Source organism: Endozoicomonas sp. OPT23 (assembly GCF_009653635.1).
In the GTDB taxonomy this organism is placed as follows: Bacteria; Pseudomonadota; Gammaproteobacteria; order Pseudomonadales; family Endozoicomonadaceae; genus Endozoicomonas_A.
The window spans coordinates 154116-174982 of sequence record NZ_PPFD01000001.1 but is presented as its reverse complement, the minus strand read 5'-3'; the positions used below and the strand labels follow the sequence as shown (position 1 = coordinate 174982).

At 46.8% G+C, this 20867-nt stretch carries 14 protein-coding genes; 9 read left to right on the top strand and 5 right to left on the bottom strand.

Features of this window, described 5'->3' with window-relative positions:
• Window positions 1–33 precede the first annotated feature (33 nt).
• Window positions 34–1035, bottom strand: coding sequence for a rhamnose ABC transporter substrate-binding protein (gene rhaS / locus EOPP23_RS00675; RefSeq protein ID WP_153764052.1), 1002 nt, complete (start codon window positions 1033–1035; stop codon window positions 34–36).
• Between the two features lie 49 nt (window positions 1036–1084).
• On the bottom strand, window positions 1085–1885 hold the full coding sequence (locus EOPP23_RS00670; protein WP_153764051.1) for a DeoR/GlpR family DNA-binding transcription regulator: 801 nt from the start codon (window positions 1883–1885) through the stop codon (window positions 1085–1087).
• A gap of 500 nt (window positions 1886–2385) precedes the next feature.
• On the opposite strand from EOPP23_RS00670, the gene EOPP23_RS00665 reads away from it, so the two are divergent.
• On the top strand, window positions 2386–3408 hold the full coding sequence (locus EOPP23_RS00665; protein ID WP_153764050.1) for a carbohydrate porin: 1023 nt from the start codon (window positions 2386–2388) through the stop codon (window positions 3406–3408).
• A gap of 49 nt (window positions 3409–3457) precedes the next feature.
• Here EOPP23_RS00665 and EOPP23_RS00660 read toward each other — a convergent pair whose 3' ends face one another.
• A complete protein-coding gene (locus EOPP23_RS00660) occupies window positions 3458–3973 on the bottom strand; it encodes a hypothetical protein (protein WP_153764049.1) in 516 nt (171 codons plus the stop codon).
• 308 nt (window positions 3974–4281) lie between these two features.
• Between EOPP23_RS00660 and EOPP23_RS00655 the strand changes: the two genes are divergently transcribed.
• From EOPP23_RS00655 to EOPP23_RS00640, 4 genes are all read left to right on the top strand, one after another.
• On the top strand, window positions 4282–6372 hold the full coding sequence (locus EOPP23_RS00655; RefSeq protein WP_153764048.1) for a bifunctional rhamnulose-1-phosphate aldolase/short-chain dehydrogenase: 2091 nt from the start codon (window positions 4282–4284) through the stop codon (window positions 6370–6372).
• Window positions 6373–6630: 258 nt separating this feature from the next.
• Window positions 6631–7599 carry a PstS family phosphate ABC transporter substrate-binding protein gene (locus tag EOPP23_RS00650; protein ID WP_153764047.1) on the top strand — a complete coding sequence of 323 codons (969 nt, stop codon included), beginning with the start codon at window positions 6631–6633 and terminating at the stop codon, window positions 7597–7599.
• Between the two features lie 128 nt (window positions 7600–7727).
• The gene (locus EOPP23_RS00645) at window positions 7728–8561 is read left to right on the top strand and encodes a hypothetical protein (RefSeq protein ID WP_153764046.1); all 834 of its coding nucleotides are present in this window, start codon (window positions 7728–7730) and stop codon (window positions 8559–8561) included.
• Window positions 8562–9197: 636 nt separating this feature from the next.
• A complete protein-coding gene (locus EOPP23_RS00640) occupies window positions 9198–11609 on the top strand; it encodes a hypothetical protein (RefSeq protein WP_153764045.1) in 2412 nt (803 codons plus the stop codon).
• A 110-nt stretch (window positions 11610–11719) separates the two neighbouring features.
• Here EOPP23_RS00640 and EOPP23_RS00635 read toward each other — a convergent pair whose 3' ends face one another.
• A complete protein-coding gene (locus EOPP23_RS00635; RefSeq protein WP_153764044.1) occupies window positions 11720–13042 on the bottom strand; it encodes a Na+/H+ antiporter family protein in 1323 nt (440 codons plus the stop codon).
• A 592-nt stretch (window positions 13043–13634) separates the two neighbouring features.
• On the opposite strand from EOPP23_RS00635, the gene EOPP23_RS00630 reads away from it, so the two are divergent.
• The 4 genes from EOPP23_RS00630 (at window position 13635) to phoU (ending at window position 19353) form a co-directional block, all read left to right on the top strand.
• Window positions 13635–15911 carry an ABC transporter permease subunit gene (locus EOPP23_RS00630; RefSeq protein WP_153764043.1) on the top strand — a complete coding sequence of 759 codons (2277 nt, stop codon included), beginning with the start codon at window positions 13635–13637 and terminating at the stop codon, window positions 15909–15911.
• 17 nt (window positions 15912–15928) lie between these two features.
• Window positions 15929–17593 (top strand): phosphate ABC transporter permease PstA, encoded by a 1665-nt coding sequence (gene pstA / locus EOPP23_RS00625; protein ID WP_153764042.1) that lies wholly within the window; start codon window positions 15929–15931, stop codon window positions 17591–17593.
• Window positions 17594–17717: 124 nt separating this feature from the next.
• A complete protein-coding gene (gene pstB, locus EOPP23_RS00620) occupies window positions 17718–18605 on the top strand; it encodes a phosphate ABC transporter ATP-binding protein PstB (protein ID WP_153764041.1) in 888 nt (295 codons plus the stop codon).
• Window positions 18606–18627: 22 nt separating this feature from the next.
• Window positions 18628–19353, top strand: a complete 726-nt coding sequence (gene phoU, locus EOPP23_RS00615) for a phosphate signaling complex protein PhoU (RefSeq protein WP_153764040.1) — start codon at window positions 18628–18630, stop codon at window positions 19351–19353.
• A gap of 76 nt (window positions 19354–19429) precedes the next feature.
• Here the strand turns inward: phoU and EOPP23_RS00610 are convergent, their stop codons facing one another.
• On the bottom strand, window positions 19430–20716 hold the full coding sequence (locus EOPP23_RS00610) for a hypothetical protein (protein ID WP_153764039.1): 1287 nt from the start codon (window positions 20714–20716) through the stop codon (window positions 19430–19432).
• Between the last annotated feature and the right edge of the window lie 151 nt (window positions 20717–20867).

Below are 20867 nucleotides of genomic sequence, written 5' to 3'. Positions count from 1 at the left end.
GCCTCTCAACTCTTCCTGTAGCCACATAGCGGATCAGAAGATCTTTGCGAAGTTATCCACGTTTACCTTGTTGAAAACAAAAGGTTCAGCCATTGCAGTTTCACCTTTACCATCGATCTTCAGAGAACCCATACGACCGATTCTTACGCGGTCACCCGGCTCGCCTTTGGACTTTTTAGCCACGATTTCATGAGCTGCATAAACAGCGGTGTAACCTAGATCGATCGGATTCCAGATAGCGAAGGTATCAACAGCACCGCTCTTAACATGCCCCGCCATTTCAGAAGGCAGACCCAGACCGGAAACATAAACCTTACCTACCAGACCCTGGTCAGCAACGGCCTTGGCTGCAGCAGTAATACCAACAGTAGTAGGAGCAATAATGCCTTTCAGGTTAGGGTGTTTACGGAACAGGCCAACCGCTTCACGATAGCTCTTGTCAGACTGGTCATCACCATAAACAACATCAACCAGCTTCAGACCGGAAAACTCGGGCTTCTTCAGAGTTTTCTTCATCTCATTGATCCAGATGTTCTGGTTGGTTGCCTGTGCAGTCGCACTCAATACAGCAATCTCTCCTTTGCCACCCAGAGTTTCGCTTATCATGGCAATCTGCTTGTAACCAATCAGCTCAGCGTTGGAAGGATTGATGTGGAATACCCGACCATCTTTAGAGATGCCGGAATCAAAGGATAAGACAGGAATACCACGGCGCATGGCTTTCTTGGCAATAGGTACCAAGGCATCAGGATCGTTAGCGGAAACAACAATGGCATCAACTTTCTGGGAAATCAGAGAGTTAATAACATCAATCTGGCCTTCCGAGGTTGCTGTCGTTGGGCCGGTATAGATCAGATCAACATTGCCCAGCTCTTTTGCCGCTTCTTCGCCGCCATCTCTGGCTGCTTCAAAAAAGCCATTACCCAGACTTTTTACCAGCATGGCAATACGTATGGAATCTGTCGACTCAGCTGCCTGAACTGTCATGGCACCAGCAGCCAGCATCAAAGCTGCCGCAGTCTTCTTAATCCACATGGTTGGTGTACTCCCGTTATATTTTTATTTTTATACGACAGCAGTGCTGTCAGAGCATACTTGGTGGTGGCACATCATTTTCATCAGCGATGATAATTTCGACACCATGACTTTCCAGTACCGAAGCCGAGTGGTCATCAATACCCGCGTCCGTCACTAGTGTGCTGATCTTTTCCAGCGTGCAGAGCACCATTGAGCTCTTTCTCTGGAATTTCTCGGAGTCAGCAAGAACTACGACTTTTTCAGCTTGTTTGATGAGTTGGCTTTCGGCCTGTATGACCAGAGGGTCGGACTCCATAACACCGACTCTACTGATTCCCTGTGCTCCAAGAAAAACCTTGGACGCAAAGAAGTGATTAACGACATCGTTTTCGAAAGGACTGAGAACTATGTTCTGCTCCCGGTAAATACTGCCACCGGCAATGGTCAGATTGACCTTCTCAAATTTGAGCAGGTACTCAAAGACCGGCAATGAATTGGTCAGTACGTGCAGGGAGAAGTCTGAAACGTACTGAGCCAGCAAGCTGGTCGTTGTGCCACCATTTATAATGATGGAGTCTCCATCATGACAAAGATTCGCGGCTGCTCTGGCAATTGCCTGTTTTTGCCCGGAGTTTATCCCCTGACTGATATTGAAAGGACGACCTACAAGATTACCAATAGCGGGAGCAGTCAGTGCTTCTGCGCCACCACGAATCTTGCGGAGTAATCCTTTCTCATCCAGCTCGGTAATATCTCTTCTGACAGTCGACTCAGATGCAGAGAGCAGGTCAGCCATGTCCTTAATGGTTACAACAGAACGTTGGGAAACCTCACTGAGTATCAGTCTGTGTCTTTCTATGTCGAGCATCTTTCACCTCTTTCGGTCATATTCACTCAAAATAAATCATTTATCAACCAGAATATTCCAAAGCAGAGACTTCAATGAAGACTGTACAGCACTGGATATATAGGGAAAACGAAGAAGTTAATCTTTACTCAGCTCGGGTTGGTAATTATGCAGAGCCTAATAAACAAGGGAATATTGCCAAGAATGAATGTTTTTTCAAGATATAAAGTCAGTTTTGACAGGGGTATTGAAAAAATATTTCACCAATTTGAATCTTTTTCATATTAAACACACATAACAACAAATCTACTCATAAACAAACTTATAACAGGTTAACAAATAGCCCTTACTATCAGGAGTTTTTGCATTTTCTGTCATTTACCATTTTTGGCGCAGTGCCATTCATGACCTGTCATGACAGATTTTCATTGAACTTGACACCTTTGCCCAATAATCTTTTCACAGCTGGCCAGCAGATCTACCTAAACCAATAACAATAAATTAGACACCTGGGAGCCACTGTGTTTAAAAAATCACTATTAGCCTCTGTCATTGCCGGGGCAATGATCACTCCAGCCTTTGCTGACCTGAATATTGGTGCGGATCTTGAGCTCAACACCGATATGATTGATACCTCTCTTGAATCTGCAGAATACAAACAAAGCGGTCACGTTGAGATCGCTGCTACTGCCAAGCGTGAAATGGGCGAATACTTTGTCGCTGGCAAAGGCGCATTTCGTCTGCAAACCAGTGATGGCGTAGCTATCAGGGATGCCTTTATTCAGCTGGGTAACAACACCTGGGATGTTCAGGCGGGCCGTTTTGAAGCCGTAAACCTGACTCCGAAGGGCAAGGATACTATTATTGAACACGCTGGCGGCAGCGAAGTTTCTGTCTATGAAGCTAGCTACGTTCGTGGCCGTTTCGGCAAGAATGATTCAGGCCAGGTTGCCCTGCACTTCAATGCATCTGACAGCCTGAAGTTCGAACTGGCTACAGCCTTCGGCGACTTTGAAGGTGGCGACGAAGTTGATAAGCAGGCATTCACAGGTATTCGTCCTGCTGTAATGTGGTCTTCGGAAGTTGTTAACCTGACCGTTGGCTATGAACAGGTTAAATATGACAGCGAGTTTGCAGCTGTTCCAGCAACATTTACAAGTGCAGCAACTCCTGCAGGCACTAAAAAGGTTAATAAAAACGGCTTTGGTGCTAATGCCAACTTCAACGTTTCAGGTGCTGATGTAAACCTGAACCTTGCTCAGAGCAAAGACAAAGAATCCAAGGACAAAGTTAATACTTACGCTATTAACGTAACTTATGGCGACTTCGGTGCGGGCTACATCCACTCCAAGACAGACTTCGATGCAGCTGCCACAAAGGACACAAAAGTAAGTACGACCTATGCTGCTTACACTATGCCTCTGCTCGGTATTGAAGGCGCTTCAGCGACTGTAGCCGGTTCTTACTCTTCTGCCAGTGACGTGTCTCAGGCCGTGAGCGATAAGACTACTGCTCTGCGTCTGCGTCTGAACTACACATTCTGATAGCAAAATGAGAGCCCTGCTGCTGCAGGGCTCTTACTATTTACACCTGTCAGTACTTCATGGATGAGCAATCCTTGCATTCCTGCAGGGAGAGCTCTCTTGAAGAAGCCGGTCTGACAAAATTGAAGTCATCCGAAACACTTTGGCGGGTTAGAGTGTCGACAGTATAGGTATCTGGATACTCTCTGGAAACAGACGCATCCTTTATACATTCGTCACCGGAGCGAAAAGTACAGTATGAGAACTGATACTTTGCAGATCTGACCAGATCAACCTTCTCAGACGCGAGGCATATACGGTCGCTTTGGCTACCCGCTACAGAGTAGCGAGTGCAGACTTCAGCCTGACCGCCAAACAACATGCGATTGCCATCCTTATCGTTGAAGTATTGAACCTTATCAACACCAACCATAACCAGTTTCGATTCGCCCAAAGTTGGGGATACCGCTGTAAATGGAATAGTTGGCATTCTCTCCTTGGTAAACAGGGACTGCGCCTGAATCGCATGGCTCTGAAACAGAGCAACTACTGCGGTCAGTGCATAAACAGGTAATAGTGCTTTCACGCTTGGACCTCCATGTATAGGGCAGTTCATCTACCAGACGGCATACAATTTCTTGCGTTAGCCAGACTGTAAATTGAGTGTAGACGAGTTTTCAGTACGTCAAGCTGCCTAACTATCTGATATACATGGAGTTTTATGGAGACTAATGACAATCGCAAAGATTTGTTTTGACGCAGTTTGACTAATATTGACTGTTAATGAAATAATCCTTTCACTCCTGGCTGATATGCTGACAATAAAAACCATTAAGCATTGTCGTTTATATCCACCACTTTCAATTTCAATAACAACATTAAGAAAGGCAGACAATGAGCACATCTCTTCTTCCTGACCTCTGGGACTCAGAATACGCATCAACCCTGAATGAGCAGGAACTGCTGAAGTACCGTTCTAATCTTCTCGGTTCCGACAAGCGCATCACTAATTACGGTGGCGGTAATACTTCAGCCAAAGTTCAGCAAAATGACCCACTGACCAACCAGATGGCTGAGATTCTCTGGGTAAAAGGCTCTGGCGGTGATGTAGGCACGATTGATCTTGATGGTTTTGCCACTCTTTATATGGATAAGCTGAATCAGCTTAAACCTCTTTATCGTGGTCTCGAGTTTGAAGATGAAATGGTTGGCTATCTGCCTCATTGCACCTTCAACCTGAACCCGCGAGCAGCCAGTATTGATACGCCACTGCACGCTTACCTGCCTTTCGCCCATGTTGACCACATGCACCCTGACGCAGTTATCGCCATCGCAGCATCTGACAACAGTAGACAGCTGACGCAGGATATCTTTGGTGGTGAGCTGGGTTGGCTACCATGGCAGAAGCCAGGTTATGAACTGGGTCTGATGCTGGAAAAGCTGGCAAAGGAGTCACCAAATCTGAAAGGTGTAGTGCTGGAAAACCACGGTCTATTCACCTGGGGTGATACATCTTATGACTGCTATCTGAACTCCCTCTCTGTTATCAACAGAGCCATCAGCTGGATTGAAGAGGTTTCCAGTAGCAGACAGGCATTTGGTAAGAACCTTGTTGAGCCGCTGAAGAAAGAAAACAGAGACACCATCGTCAGCAACCTGATGCCAAAGATCAGAGGCAAGATCGGTCAGGACGAAGGAAAGCTGGGCCACTTTTTTGATGGTGAAGAAGTTCTGGAGTTTGTGAACTCTGCCGAGTTTGACCGCTTGGCTGCTTTAGGTACTTCCTGCCCTGACCACTTTCTCAGAACCAAAATCCGGCCAATGATTCTTCGACTGGAAGACGGTCAGGAGCCTCTGGCTGGCTTGGATGAAAAGCTTGAAAAGGCTATCGCCGATTACCGTATTGATTATCAGGCTTACTATGACCGCTGCAAGCACGACAAGAGTCCGGCCATGCGTGACCCGAATCCTGTTATCACACTGATTCCAGGTGTTGGTATGTTGTCGTTTGCCAAGGACGCAGCCACTGCCCGTATAGCCGGTGAGTTCTATATCAATGCTATTAACGTTATGCGTGGTAGCAGCCTGATGGGTAACTATCAGGCACTTCCTGAGCAGGAAGCGTTTGATATTGAGTACTGGTTGCTGGAAGAAGCCAAACTGCAGCGTATGCCTAAGCCAAAATCTCTGGCTGGCAAGATTGCCTTTATTACTGGTGGTGCAGGCGGTATCGGTCAGGCCATTGCTCACCGCTGCCTGCATGAAGGTGCCTGCGTTATGCTTGCCGACATTGATCAGGAAGCGCTGGCTAATGCTGAAGCCGGTTTGAGTGAACAGTTCAGTGCCGACAAGGTTTCAACTGTCGTTTGTAACGTTACGAAAGAAGAGGACATTAAACAGGCATTCCTGAAAACAGCCCGCACCTTTGGTGGTGTGGATATCCTCGTATCCAATGCCGGTATTGCTTCCTCTTCACCTATCACTGAAACCAGTTTGCAGGAATGGCAGAAGAACATGGACATTCTGTCCACCGGCTACTTTCTGGTAAGCCGTGAAGCTTTCTCACTGATGACTGATCAGGGTTTGGGTGGAAGCATGGTATTTGTTGCTTCCAAGAATGCTCTGGTTGCTTCCAAGAATGCATCCGCCTACTGCACCGCCAAAGCCTCTGAAGTCCAGCTGGCACGTTGTCTGGCACTGGAAGGTGCAGATCATGATATTCGTGTAAACGTGGTTAACCCGGATGCCGTGCTTCGTGGTTCCAAAATATGGACCGGCAAGTGGCGTGAAGAGCGCGCCAGTGCTTACAACCTTAGTCAGCAGGAGCTGGAAGAGCATTACCGTCAGCGCAGCATGTTGAAGAAGAATATCTTCCCTGAAGATATTGCGAACGCAACTTACTTCCTGATCAGTGAAGAGTCTTCAAAGTCCACGGGGAACATTATTAATGTAGACGGTGGACACGCTCCATCCTTTACTCGATAACTTCACTCACTAGCTTTACTCGCAAAAAATAGCATTCAAACTTAAAAACCGGAGTTCTGGCTCCGGTTTTTTTTCGCCGTAATAGTTTATTACGTGCACCTGCTCGCTTACTGCTTTATAAACCCTGCCCACTGTCATTGAAGTTGAATAAAACTTTCATCTAACTGTCACATTGCAACTTTATAGTTTCAGCCAGTAGATAAAACAACTGATTTTCTGAACAGCAGACCTAACCGAATTCTACTTGGAGAAACAAGGATGAAGCTGAAAGCACTAATAACAACAATAGCTCTGGCAACAAGCATTCAGGCAGTAAGTGCCAGCCAGATCGATGCAGATATCCCGGCTTATAAAAAGGCCAGCGGTGTTTCCGGTAACCTTTCCAGCGTTGGTTCCGATACTCTGGCTAACCTGATGACCCTGTGGGCTGAAGACTTCAAACGTGAATACCCTAACGTAAATGTTCAGATTCAAGCTGCCGGTTCTTCAACTGCGCCTCCAGCCCTGACTGAAGGTACTTCAAACATCGGTCCTATGAGCCGTAAGATGAAGGACAAGGAACTGGCTGCTTTTGAGAAGAAGCACGGTTACAAGCCTACTGCCGTTCCTGTTGCTATCGATGCTCTGGCCGTATTCGTCAACAAGGACAACCCTGTTAAGGGTCTGACCATGGCTCAGGTTGACGCCATTTTCTCCTCTACCCGAAAGTGTGGTGGCGATGCTGATATCGCAACCTGGGGTAAGACTGGTCTGGACGGAGGCTGGAAGAACCGCTCTATTCAGCTATACGGACGTAACTCTGTATCCGGTACTTACGGCTACTTCAAGAAGAAAGCCCTGTGTAAGGGTGACTTCCGTAACAACGTAAACGAACAGCCAGGCTCTGCTTCTGTAGTGCAGTCTGTTTCTGCTTCCCTGAACGGCATCGGCTACTCAGGTATCGGTTACAAGACTTCCAGCGTACGTACTGTACCTCTGGCCAAGAAAGCCGGTCAGCCTTTCGTTGCAGCTACTCCAGACAATGCGGTAAACAACAGCTACCCACTGTCCCGTTTCCTCTACGTTTACATCAACAAGCAGCCTAACAAGAAACTGTCTCCTCTGGAGTCCGAGTTCCTGAAGATGGTGCTGTCTCAACAGGGTCAGGAAGTAGTGGTGAAAGACGGCTACATCCCTCTGCCTTCCAAGGTTGTTGAAAAGTACCTGTCCCAGCTGAACCTGAAGTAATCACTACTTCAACCAGCTATTTAAAAAACCACCTGTCGATCAGGTGGTTTTTTATGTCTTTAGAAAAGTATCACGGCAGCCTTCTAAACTGACAAGAACGATTGTTAGAAGGAAAGGATGCCTTTTCAATGAAATCACTGTTTCTCTGCTTACTACTATTACCTCTCTCTTCCTGGGCAGGACAGCCTGAGCTTAAGCTCGATAATGTTAATTTTCTCTACAACAAACCATCAGGTCTCGGCACAGCGGTATCGGTGGGCTATCAGGGAATATTACTCAGCGGAGACCTCCAACTTGAAGTGAGTAAGGGATTTCAGGCAAATCAGTATTTATTTGAGTTTGCTGGCATACGAATTCCCTATACCGACCAGATTGGCACTTTCGAGAAGGTCATCAAAGGCGAAATGAAGGCTCTGAATGCCCTTTATCAGGACAACCAGCTGTCCATCTCATTCAAACATTTCAATGGCATTGAGCGTCGCGGTCAGTTAACCATGTCTGACTTTCAGCTGACCTGCTTTCAGAGGCTCTCTCTACTGGAAAGCGAAGTGATAGACCTGCTGGACTCCTGCCTGAAGCAAGGCTCTCTGAAACTGGGAACATTGAAATCAGTTTCCGCAAACAAACCTTCAATCAGCAGCTTCGCCGGTGACCTGACTGAACATATCAATTCTGAAGGTTCTGACTCTGGTAACACCGTCAAAGATGTCAGCATTAAGATCAGAGATCATAAGATACACTTCTCACTCAAACTCCCCACACCGGTATGGAATATGCCTGCTGAAGGGCAGGGTGAAATCCATCTGGACAGAGCAACAAATGAGTTGGTGATCAAGGTTAGGAAGGTAAAAGCAGGCGGGTTGCTGACAGTAACATCAGCGTTCTTCAAAGCCATTGCTGGAGTAGGTGACGGAAGGCTGAAGGTAAATCAGCCTTATCTCCGCATCAAGTTATCTAACTAGCACATCTATGTACTACTCCAGAGCAAGCTTTCGTGTATCAAGTTTGTTCTGAGCGGCTATCAGCAAGCGGCGGGATTATTCTCCTATTTCAAATACTGTTTCCAACAGTCGATATAACTAAAGGACATTTTATGACCCTGTTATAAATTTCTGCACTGTGAGTTAGTTATGAATTTAAAAGTCGGTTATGACTGCTATTTGGGTACTTCATCACCTCCGGCTAATGTTGATCAGGACGAACCCTTCGAAGGAAAAACGACAGGGGGCAGAGCGGTTAGACCTCAGCCTGACAAACCTGGAAGTAGCTACTTCAGTTATACTTCTGCCATTATGGAGCCAGTCAAATCTTTAGTATCGCGGTTCACTCATTTTTTTTCGCTGACACCCGTTTTGGCCTGTGATCAACTATTCAGAAATATGTTGTCGGTGCATCCTATATGGCAGGATGTAACGTCCAACGAGCGGCTAAGGAGGAATTCTGCAGGAGAATGCTTTGGCCTTACAGCAAGCTACATCAACGCCATTTTATCAGATTCCGGTAATCGAGAAGAACTGAGACGCTTCACCTCTCGGTTACAAATGATGAGTAGAAGGCCAGAGGATGGCTGGGAATTAATGGGCGAGAAGTACCACTCTATGGAAAAAGCTCTGCAGGACGCGAATGCAGAATATAAACGATTCCGGACCTCTCACCCAAACCTTTCAGCACTGGCAGTCTGGAAAAAATTGGAGAAAGAGAACCCTGATATTGTAGCTCTGATGGAGGTTCGTCCCTGGGTTGAACTGGTGATGCGTCATCAGTATCCCAACAATGATTTACTGGATGGTCTGCATAAATATCAATCATTAACTCATGGATCAAGATATTTACAAAGTGAAGTTCTAAACCAGCCTGGCTCTGCTGCACTCACACAATCAAGCTACTGGCCCATTTTTGGAGACAAACAGGAAATCAGCTACTGTTTGAGGAATCTGCCTAAAGGCGTGTATAAAATAACTGCCCGCTCTGCATCCGGAGCACACGCTCTGGCGATACATATTGCTGATACTACTGCCACAATTTTCGACTTGAATCTACCCGAATACTTTATACAGACTTCCCGGGAAACAATTCATGAACTTAGCCCTCCCCTGATCTCATCTTGTTATCCCTGCGCTAACAACATCGTCACATTCAGGCTGTGTCGGATTGATCGAAATACTGACGATGGCATCGAAAATAACCAAGCTTTTGACCAGACAATGAAAGACACTATCAGTAATTTAACACGCAGTTCAAAGCATCAACGATCCAGTGCCAGCTATCACAAGCCTTTGATGCAAATGGTTTATGAAGAAGACATTGATCTGGCTCTAGCGGAAGAACTTCTTAAAACCGGTGCTGATCCCAATATCACACTCGAAGGAATTCCATTACTGGTTAAGGTAATACAAAACAAAGAATACACTCTTGCCGGATTATTAATCTGTTATGGTGCAGATCTGTCCGGTTCAGAATGGGGAGAAGCATCCCCTCTATCCACAGCTATATCAACTAATGACTTGCCTCTTATTGCTGATCTATTAGAACACCAGCCAGACCTCACCCCCTTGTGTGATTGCAAACTTCCAGAATGGGAAAATCTCTCCATAGCCCCCCTTTCCGTCAAAACACTCTTTATAAAGCACTTTCTTTCTCTCAATGATAAAAAGGTCGCCAGAAAGTACCTGAAAATAGTTAGCAATTTATCTACCATGACGGAAAAGCAGTCTTACCTACAACTGCTTACTGATAATATTGATGCAGAAACAGCTGCATTTTGCCGGAAAGAATTCACCCCAGACTATCAGTCAGCCTCTCTAAAGGATATTGAGGATAGAAAGTCGCCCCTTTATATCTGTCTTGCCCGCGCCTCTGCTGAAGATAAAGAGAGTTATGTGGAACACCTGCTTGCCTTGGAAGACCAAGCCCTCGCTCGACAGTATCTGAAAGTGGTTGCCAGTTTATCTTCCATAACTGAGCGAGATAAATACCTCCAATTATTACCGAACGTCGCCACTGACTCTGAAACTGAGAGAGTTTGTCGGATATGGTTTAGCCTCGACTATGAGGGAATTTCTCTGGAAGTTCTGAAAGATCATCACTCCAGTGTCTGTCGAGAGTTTGCTGGCGCTTCTCCTTATGTGAGAGTCAAGTATGTAGAGTACCTCCTCAATATTGAGGATAAAGAGGTTGCACGTAAACACCTTCACGCGATAGCCAGTCCAGCTATAACAATGGATTTTTCAGAATTCTGGACAATCAGAGATCTGATTACACCCGACACCGACCCAGAATTGGCAAGTTTTATTCGGAGTGAATTTAATCCTAATGGCGATATTGACGACATAATTCAGGTAAACGAAGGTAAACGACAAAGATGGTCGAAAGGCCCTACTAATGATCGAGAAACCCTAGTTAGACTACATCTACGTAATTACAAAGCACGTTCTGAATCGTTAATGTGCCTAAAAATTTTAGCGGACATTACTTCCGCTGCTGAACAGCGGCTTTTCTATGACTTGCTGACTGAATACCCCGATAGTGAAAGAAGACAATACTTTAGAACTTTTTTTCAAAAGGGGTTCAGAGAGTTTACTTCTTCGGCTTTTCAGGAGCAAACATCAAGAGCATGGCGAGACCTGTCAGAATCTTCCTCCGCAGTTAAAACAGAGTATGTCCGATATCTATTACAAATGAGGAATCAGAAAGAAGCTAGAACCTGTTTAAAAGTAGTTGCTCAAATTTCATCACTGGCTGAAAGACAAGAGTATCTAAAACAGTTTCCCGAGGCTCTTGAACAAGAAACAGTAGCGCTTTGCCAGAAATTGTTTAACCCAGCACTCAGTGAAATATTCTCTGACTCTATGGAGGATTCGCCGCTAAGCCCGAGGCAAAAAAGGGGACACGCAAATGCTACTATAGACAACAGCATTAGCGCATCTGCTTCTCGAAAAAAATCACCTCTAAATGTTAGTGATGCACTACTCCCTCTTCAAAAGAAGGCAAAAAAAAACCCTCCCAATTAAACTCTTGATGATCGAACTACATAAGGGGCACTCTGACCAACTTTCACTCAAGAGTCCCCCTGCCTGCTACTCAGTACCCAATTGAAATGGTGTACCAGGCAACTTTTAAATTACAGCGCCATCGCCGCGGCCCAGCCAAACAAAACCATTGGCACGTTGAAGTGCAGGAAGGTTGGGATCACAGAGTCACGAATGTGGTCGTGCTGGCCATCAACATTTAAACCAGCTGTAGGGCCAATGGTTGATTCAGACGCTGGAGAACCCGCATCACCCACTGCTCCTGCAGCACCCACCAGACAGGCAATCGCCAGAGGTGTGAAGCCCAGTTCCATACCAAGCGGCACATAAAGTGTGGCAATGATCGGAACGGTAGAGAAGGAAGAGCCAATCCCCATGGTGATGAACAAACCAACCAACAGCATCATCAGTGAGGCCAGAGCCTTGTTATCACCAACCAAACTCTGAATCTGGGCAACCAGTGCAGGAATCTCACCCGTGGTTCTCAAGACTTCAGCAAAACCTGCAGCAGCAATCATGATAAAGCCAAAGGCTGCCATCAGCTTCAGACCATCAGTGAATACACTGTCTGCTTCGCGCCAGCAAACTACTCGACCAATAACCATGGTGGCGAAGCCCATCGCTGCACCAAGAATCATGGAACCGGTCAATAGTTGCCCACCCAGAACCATGACAATGGACAGAAGAGAGATCACGACGGTACTGACATTCAGATTAACTTCTGTCGCAGTAATCATCTGAGCTTCTTCCACTCGATAGGTTCTCGGCTTTCGGTAACTGATAAACACAGCCACCAACAGTCCTAAAAACATACCAAAAACTGGAATAGCCATAGCTTTCGGCATCAGCGCCAAATCAATCTCCAGACCGTTGGCAACCAGGTTGCCACCCAGAATCTGATTGAGGTAAACACTACCGAAACCGATAGGCACTTGCATGTAAGTTGCGGTCAAACCAAAGGTCAGCAGGCAGGCAATCAGTCTTCTATCAATATTCATTGAACTGAAAACCACCAGCAGCGGCGGAATAAGAATAGGAATAAACGCGATGTGAACCGGGATCAGGTTCTGGGAAGAAAATGCCATGAGCAGCAAAGCAGCGAAAAGTCCATATTTCAGCATCAGCTGGTTTCCGGAAATTTCACCACTCTTCACCCGGTTAATAATCTTTACAGACAACCACTCAGGAATGCCTGAGCGGGAAATAGCCACGGCAAAAGCACCCAGCATCGCATAGCTCATGGCGATACCAACGCCGCCACTCATTCCTGTCGAGAAGGCATTGAGCGTGCCAGAAAGATCAAGGCCACCAGTCAGGCCACCGGTCAATGCACCAATAAATAGTGCCAGTACGACGTTGACGCGTGCAAGACTCAGCACGAGCATCACAGCAATCGCAATAATGACTGCATTCATATAAATACCAATTTTCTAATAGTTTTTTTGTTCGTCACTAACCATTTGTAACTAACTATGGACTATGACGAATCAGCAAGAGTATTTTTTTGAGCCTGATCAGACGAATGTCAGTTTGTCTCTTTGAGAAGAGTACAAAAATAGCTCAAATTAAATATAAAAAGGTTCGCTGAACGGAGTCAGGAATCAATGGTGGGTATGATGATGGTGGAGATGCAGGGAGGCAACAGGCAGGGAGCTTGAAAGGGGGCAGAATGAAACAGTTAGTTCAGGTTTTTTATTTGAACCTAAGGGTTCATATTTTTTCGTTCGTATCATTTCTCGTTACTCGCAGAAAAGCAAAAAGCTCAAGACAATCAATAAGCTATCATCAGCCAGAAATATGAGCCATTAAAATAGCCTGAGTTGATGTCTGTTGTAAACAAACTTTGCATGTTCAATTTTGTCGACCTGTAACATTTTTGTCATACAAGAATCTTATTGTACGCTCAGACAGCCATGAGCGGGAAATGCAGCCCACACCAAAATATGGACAGGTTGCCAAGCCTGATAAAGCTGCATTTTCATAGCAAAATACCGAGCAAGCAGCGCCATGTATCAGCCAATAATAGAAGACAGCCCCGGTGTTGATTACAACAGCCCCGCCCTGCAGCGACACAAGTCGCTTCGTTTCCTTAAGGACCAGTTTGCCCGATGGGGTGTAGCCGTCGGAGGACTTGGCGTTATCGTCGCCATCCTGCTGATATTTATCTATTTGCTCTATGAGGTTGTGCCTCTTTTCAAAAGTGCAGAGATACAGGAGCAAGCCACTTGGACTCAACAGTTTGAAAGAGGTTCACCCACGCTTTACCAGAGCATAGAAGAACAGGCCGAGCTGGCTCTCAACGTTTCTTCCTCCGGGGCACTGGCTTTTACTGCCACTCATACTGGTGAGCAGAAATACAATTTCAGCCTGCCACTTCCTGCTGGCACCAGCCTGACATCCATTACCGAAGATACTGCCAACGCTAACCTTCTGGCAGCAGGCCTCAGTACTGGTCAGGTAATTATATTCAAGCATGATTACAAGATCACCTGGCCAGATGACAAGCGACTGATTACTCCTGTCATCACCTACCCCTATGGCGAAAATGCTCTCGACCTGATTACCAATGGTACATCCGCTGAGCTGCTCAGCCTGAGTGACGGTGAAGAGCAACTGCTGATCTCCGGTTATAGTGGCAGACAGCTCTATATGACCGCCTTCACCAAGGAAGAAGACTTCCTGACTGAAGAAATCACTCTGGAAGAAACCAGTGTGACTCTTCCTCTGATTAATGGTGATGTTAACAGTGTTTTGATAGACCCCGAACAGCATTGGCTGTTTGTGCAGTCAGGTTCTGATCAATTGAATCTGATCAATATCAACAACATTAACCAGCCTTACCAACTTTCAGAAATTGATCTGACAGCAGGCTCTGAGAAAGTTCAGACCATGACTTTCCTGCTCGGCGGAGCATCTCTGCTAGTTGGTGACGACAGCGGTAATATCAGTCAGTGGTTCATGGTGCGTAATGACCAGAACAAATGGCGCCTTGAACAGATTCGCAGCTTCAAACTGGAAGACGCTGCCATCACCCAGATCATACCTGAGCGTCGTCGTAAAGGTTTTCTGGCTTCAGATGTACAGGGCAATGTCGGTATTTTCTATACAACAGCAGAACGTACTCTGCTGACAGAGAAACTGGCTGACAGTAATATTGATCAGCTGACCATTTCACCTCGCAGTAACTACCTGCTGATACGTGATAGTGAAGGCTCTACACGATTCTTCAGCCTCGACAACGAACACCCTGAAGTGTCCATGTCGGCCCTCTGGGGTGAAGTCTGGTACGAAGGCTATCAGGAGCCGGAATACATCTGGCAGTCCTCTGCTTCCAATAATGACTTCGAACCTAAACTGAGCCTGACACCACTGGCCTTCGGTACTCTCAAAGCCGCTTTCTACGCCATGCTGCTGGCAACACCGCTGGCCATTGCTGGTGCTATCTATACGGCTTACTTCATGGCTCCAGGCATGCGCCGCAAGGTGAAGCCGGTCATTGAATTGATGGAAGCGCTGCCTACGGTAATTCTGGGTTTCCTCGCTGGCCTCTGGCTGGCACCTCTGATTGAGAATAACCTGCCCGGTATTTTTGCCCTGCTGATCTTTGTTCCCTTAGGCATTCTGACCTTTGCTTTTGTCTGGGATTCACTACCAGGGCGTATCCGCCACGCTATTCCTGACGGCTACCAGGCTGCACTACTGATCCCTGTTGTCATCATCAGCGGTGGTGTCGCCATGGGAATGAATGAAATTCTGGAAACCGTTATGTTCGGCGGTGATATGCGCACATGGCTGACTTCCGAACTGGGTATTCCTTATGACCAGCGAAATGCTCTGGTCGTCGGTCTGGCCATGGGCTTTGCGGTCATCCCAACGATCTTCTCCATCGCTGAAGACTCCATCTTCAGTGTGCCAAAGCATCTCAGTTACGGTTCTCTGGCACTGGGAGCTACACCCTGGCAGACATTGATGAGAGTGGTTCTTCTCACGGCCAGCCCGGGTATTTTCTCAGCAGTAATGATCGGCATGGGACGTGCAGTGGGTGAGACCATGATCGTACTGATGGCGACCGGTAACACACCGATTATGGACGCCAACATATTTGAAGGTATGCGAACACTGGCGGCTAACATCGCCGTAGAAATGCCGGAATCGGAAGTAGGCAGCTCGCACTTCCGTATTCTGTTCCTCGCAGCATTGGTACTGTTCCTGTTTACCTTTGTCGTTAACACCGCCGCCGAGATGGTTCGCCATCGTCTGCGCAAGAAATACAGTTCGCTTTAAGGAATGAGGCTTTAATCATGAGTACATCCGTAAAAGCCTGGTACAAGAGTGGTTCACCCTGGGTCTGGCTGAATGCCGGCGCCGTAGCCATCTGTGTCATTCTGGTCGTAGGCCTGCTTTCATTAATTGCTGCTCGGGGTCTGGGGCATTTCTGGCCCGGACAGATTCTGGTGGCTGACTACGCTCTGCCCGGCCAGATCTCGCGAGTAGTAGCTGGCGAAATAGCCGATGTAGAAGAAGTTTCTGCAACACGTTTGCAGTCAGCTGGTATTCCTACTCCGGAAGGTAAAGAGTTTCTTGAGCGTAACCTTCTGAAAGTAGGTAACCGTGATGTCACCGGTTCCGACTTTGCCTGGGTGCTTGATACCTGGTTGGAAAATCGCAGCTATCCCGAAAACATCATGGCCCTTGAACGCCGTGAGTGGGGTAATTTCTACGGCTATCTGAAGACGATCAAGCAGAATGGCAATATTGTTGTTGAAGGCGACAGTGCCTGGCCCGAGTTTCAGAAACGTCTGCAACGAGCCCTGAATATCTACGAAGATATTTACGACATCGAAAAGCACGACATTGGCGCCATTAACTCCAAGCTGGAGCGATTAAGACTGGAACAGCGAGGCCTTGAACTAAGCGGCAATGACACACCAGCAAAACTGGCTGATATCGAAGCCCAACGAAAGGTGTTTAATGCTGAATATAAGGTGCTCGAAAATAAGCTGGGCGACCTCTACGTTGAGTTTAACCGTGACAGCTTCGTAGCAGAGACCATTGAAGGTAGTCAGATAGAGCAGTCTATTGGCAAGGTGGTTCGTGCTTATCAGCCAAATGCCATGAGCCTGACTGACAAGATCGGTTTCTACATCGACAAGATCGGTGAGTTTGTTTCTGACGACCCTCGTGAAGCCAACACCGAAGGTGGTGTTTTCCCGGCGATCTTCGGTACCGTAATGATGGTTATTCTTATGTCCATCATCGTGACACCTTTTGGTGTAATCGCAGCGGTTTATCTGCGTGAATACGCACCACAAGGCTGGCTGACTCGAACCATTCGTGTCGCAGTGAACAACCTGGCAGGCGTACCTTCCATTGTTTACGGCGTATTCGGTCTTGGTTTCTTTATCTATTTTGCAGGTAGCCAGATTGACCAGCTGTTCTTCCAGGAAGCTCTGCCATCACCAACCTTTGGTACTCCAGGACTGCTCTGGGCATCCATTACTCTGGCTCTGCTGACACTCCCTGTGGTGATTGTTGCTACCGAAGAAGGTCTCTCACGCATTCCAAGCTCGGTTCGTGAAGGCAGTCTGGCACTGGGGGCAACAAAGGCTGAAACGCTCTGGCGCGTTGTTCTGCCCATGGCCAGCCCGGCAATGATGACCGGTTTGATTCTGGCTGTTGCCCGAGCTGCGGGTGAGGTAGCTCCTCTGATGCTGGTTGGTGTAGTGAAACTGGCACCAAGCCTGCCACTGGATGCTAACTATCCGTTCCTGCATCTGGATCAGAAGTTTATGCACCTTGGCTTCCATATTTACGACGTTGGCTTCCAAAGCCCGAATGTAGAAGCCGCCAGACCACTGGTTTATGCAACGGCATTGTTGCTGGTTGTGGTGATCGCAGTTCTTAACCTTTCAGCAGTGGCTATTCGTAACCAGCTGCGTGAAAAGTATAAGAGTCTGGAAGCTTAAGTTCTCTATTTATTCAGATATCCGCCTTCGACGGATATCTGATGCAGAAATAATCAGCAGTAGTGATGACTTTTCTTCCACTACTGCTGGCTAAAAGGTTTAATAAAAATTCAAAGGTATCACCATGCTGGATGAGGCACTGGACTTGAGCACACCAACACGGGAACAATCGCCTGAAGCTTCGCCGGTTAGCAGCTCGCCTGCTTTTAACCTGGAAAGCCTGGGCCGCACGCGCCAGAAACTGAATCTTGAAGACGAAGAGACCTGCATGGATGTCAGCGATCTCAACCTCTTCTATGGTCAGAAGCAGGCTCTTTTCGACATTGCCATGAAAGTACCAAAAAAGCGGGTAACGGCTTTTATCGGTCCTTCCGGTTGCGGTAAGTCTACTCTGCTGCGCAGCATGAACCGGATGAACGATCTGGTTGAAAGCTGCAAGGTCAGTGGCAGAATTGCCCTCGATGGCAATAACATTTACGAGAAAGGTGTCAATGTCGCCGACCTTCGTCGTCGAGTAGGCATGGTATTCCAGAAGCCAAACCCTTTCCCGAAAAGCATCTATGAAAACGTCGCTTACGGTCTGCGTATTCAGGGCATTAACAAGAAGCGTGTACTGGATGATGTGGTTGAGTGGTCTCTGCGTAACGCCGCGCTCTGGGATGAAGTAAAAGACCGACTGCATGAAAGTGCACTGGGTATGTCCGGTGGTCAGCAGCAGCGTCTGGTTATTGCCCGTACCATTGCCGTAGAACCTGAAGTTCTGCTGCTGGATGAACCGGCTTCTGCTCTCGACCCGATCTCGACACTTAAGATCGAAGAGCTGATCAACAAGCTCAAATCGAAGTTTACGATTGTGATCGTTACCCACAATATGCAACAGGCTGCCCGTGTATCGGATTACACTGCCTTTATGTATATGGGCAAGCTGATCGAGTTTGGTGATACTGATACTCTGTTCACTAACCCGAAACAGAAGCAAACCGAAGATTATATTACCGGCCGCTACGGCTGAAGCACTCAGGACCTGAACGACAATGGATACAAAAGGCGAACTGCTCAGCCATCATATTTCCCAGCAATTTAATAATGAGCTGGAAGAGCTGCGAAACAACCTGCTCTCTATGGGCGGCCTGGTTGAAAAGCAGGTAACAGACGCTATCGATGCACTGATCAGTGCCGACAGTGAAGCGGCCATGACAGTGTGTGAGAAAGATACAGACATCAACTACATGGAGATTGCCATTGATGAAGAGTGCTCCCGTATTCTGGCTCGTCGCCAGCCTGCGGCCAGCGACCTTCGCCTGGTAATAGCCTGTTCAAAGGCGTCTACTGACCTTGAAAGGATTGGTGATGAAGCGGCAAAGATTGCCCGTTTTGCCATCAGCCTCAGTGAACAGGGCGAATCGCCAAAAGGCTATATCGAAACCCGTCATATCGGTAACCATGTTCGCCAGATGGTTCACGATTCATTGAATGCCTTTGCCCGTTTTGATGCTGATCTTGCTCTCGCTGTTGCCAAAGAAGATAAGGCGGTTGACCGTGAATACAAGAGTGCCACCCGTGAGTTGGTGACTTATATGATGGAAGATCCTCGTTCTATCACACGAGTGCTTAATATCATGTGGGTACTGCGTTCTCTGGAGAGAATTGGTGACCATGCCCGTAACCTTTCCGAGTATGTGATCTATCTGGTGAAGGGTACCGATGTACGACACATTGGAATCAAGCGGATTCAGGAAGAAGTATTCGACGAAGGTTGATTACTTTTCTGGAAATAAAGAGTCGGCCTCACTTATTGAGAAGCCGGCTCTTTTATTATCTCGAAGTAATACAGGCTCAGCCTTTCGCAGCGGCTGATTGAAAATCAATACTGAACATATCAGTGTACTTTAATGATGGGTCGCCCAAAGCTACCTTCTTGATAAACTCTCGCTGCAAATGCTGCCTCTGCTCCTTATTTTCCTCACCAGGAAAATAATGCTCAGTCAGGTCAGCAAATAACAGGGGAACCATTTCAACACTGACAACGGCTTCTTCTCCAGCATAACCAAGAAGCCCCAGCTCCCTGCCATTTATTGGATAGTTTTTATTTGAGAGCTCGTACAGGGACTTTAGAATGGAGAAAGCTTCACCTTCTGGCTTTAGAGATGCCTGCATTTCAGTTTCAAAACCTGGGATAATTTCCTTCTTTTGAAGCATTCTTGCTGCCTGCAAGCCAAGATCTTCTGCGGAAAAAGAACGCCCTTCTCTTTCAAGTGTCAGTTTGGCTCCAATTGTCTCTCTAAGATTCAAGAGCCCCTCTGCTACCCGTCTTACTTTCCCTTTTTTCAGGTTCTCTATAAAACTTCCTACTGCTATTTCTGATCGCTGTGACAGCTTCTTGAGCTCAGGCTTTCTTACCTGAAATAATTCTTCTCTGTGCCTGTCCGGTTCCCAACCAATCAATTCGCATAAATCAGTAATCATGTCATTAAACTGATCTGTCGTTGGGTAGCTACCTTCAAATTGAAAGAAATACTGATTTATAGCGTGCCGTAGTTTTTGATAGCCCTGCTCAGCATTCTCTGGCTCGCTATCTCTCCCTGCCAGAATCAGACCTTTCATATACCCTTCAATTTCTTGCTTTTTTTCTTTTATTTCAACGCCTCTCATTTGAGTCATGTAATCTTTCACTGAGTGCCCTGCTTTATCACACAGTTGCCTGAAGATTTCATTGAACTGCTCGTTGTCAGGGTTTTTGCCGTGGACGGTACGATACGTGCTTTGTACCTGTAGCATCAGTTCTTCACGCTGCTGCTTGATGCCTTGATAAGGGGTCTTATCTATTCCAGTCATCAGGTTTTTCAAAAGCTCTACTGATGCCTGCTCCATTCGCTCACATCGTTTACAGTAACGTTTACCCAGCACATTCCATTTGGCTATGCTTCGTTCCGTAACTTTCTGAAAGGGTTGATATCCAGAAACACATTTCCTGCCCATGCGATCAAGCTGTGTTTTTATTACTTCAACAGCTTCAGCCAACATTCCCCTGAAAGCACCTTTTAGAGAGTTAAGATTTCCTGCAACGGATTTAGCACTGAATTGCTCAGTTAGAAATGATCGAACTGCATCAAACTGAATCATTTTTTCTCCCTGTCAAAATACTGACGCTTCGGGGTATTTCACTTAATTCCGTTCTCAGAAATACCAATAAGGTTTCCATAAAGTTAAGCCTAATTACCCAGCAATCAGCTCTCCTTCATCAACCTGATTACCCCGCCTGTAACCCGAAGCA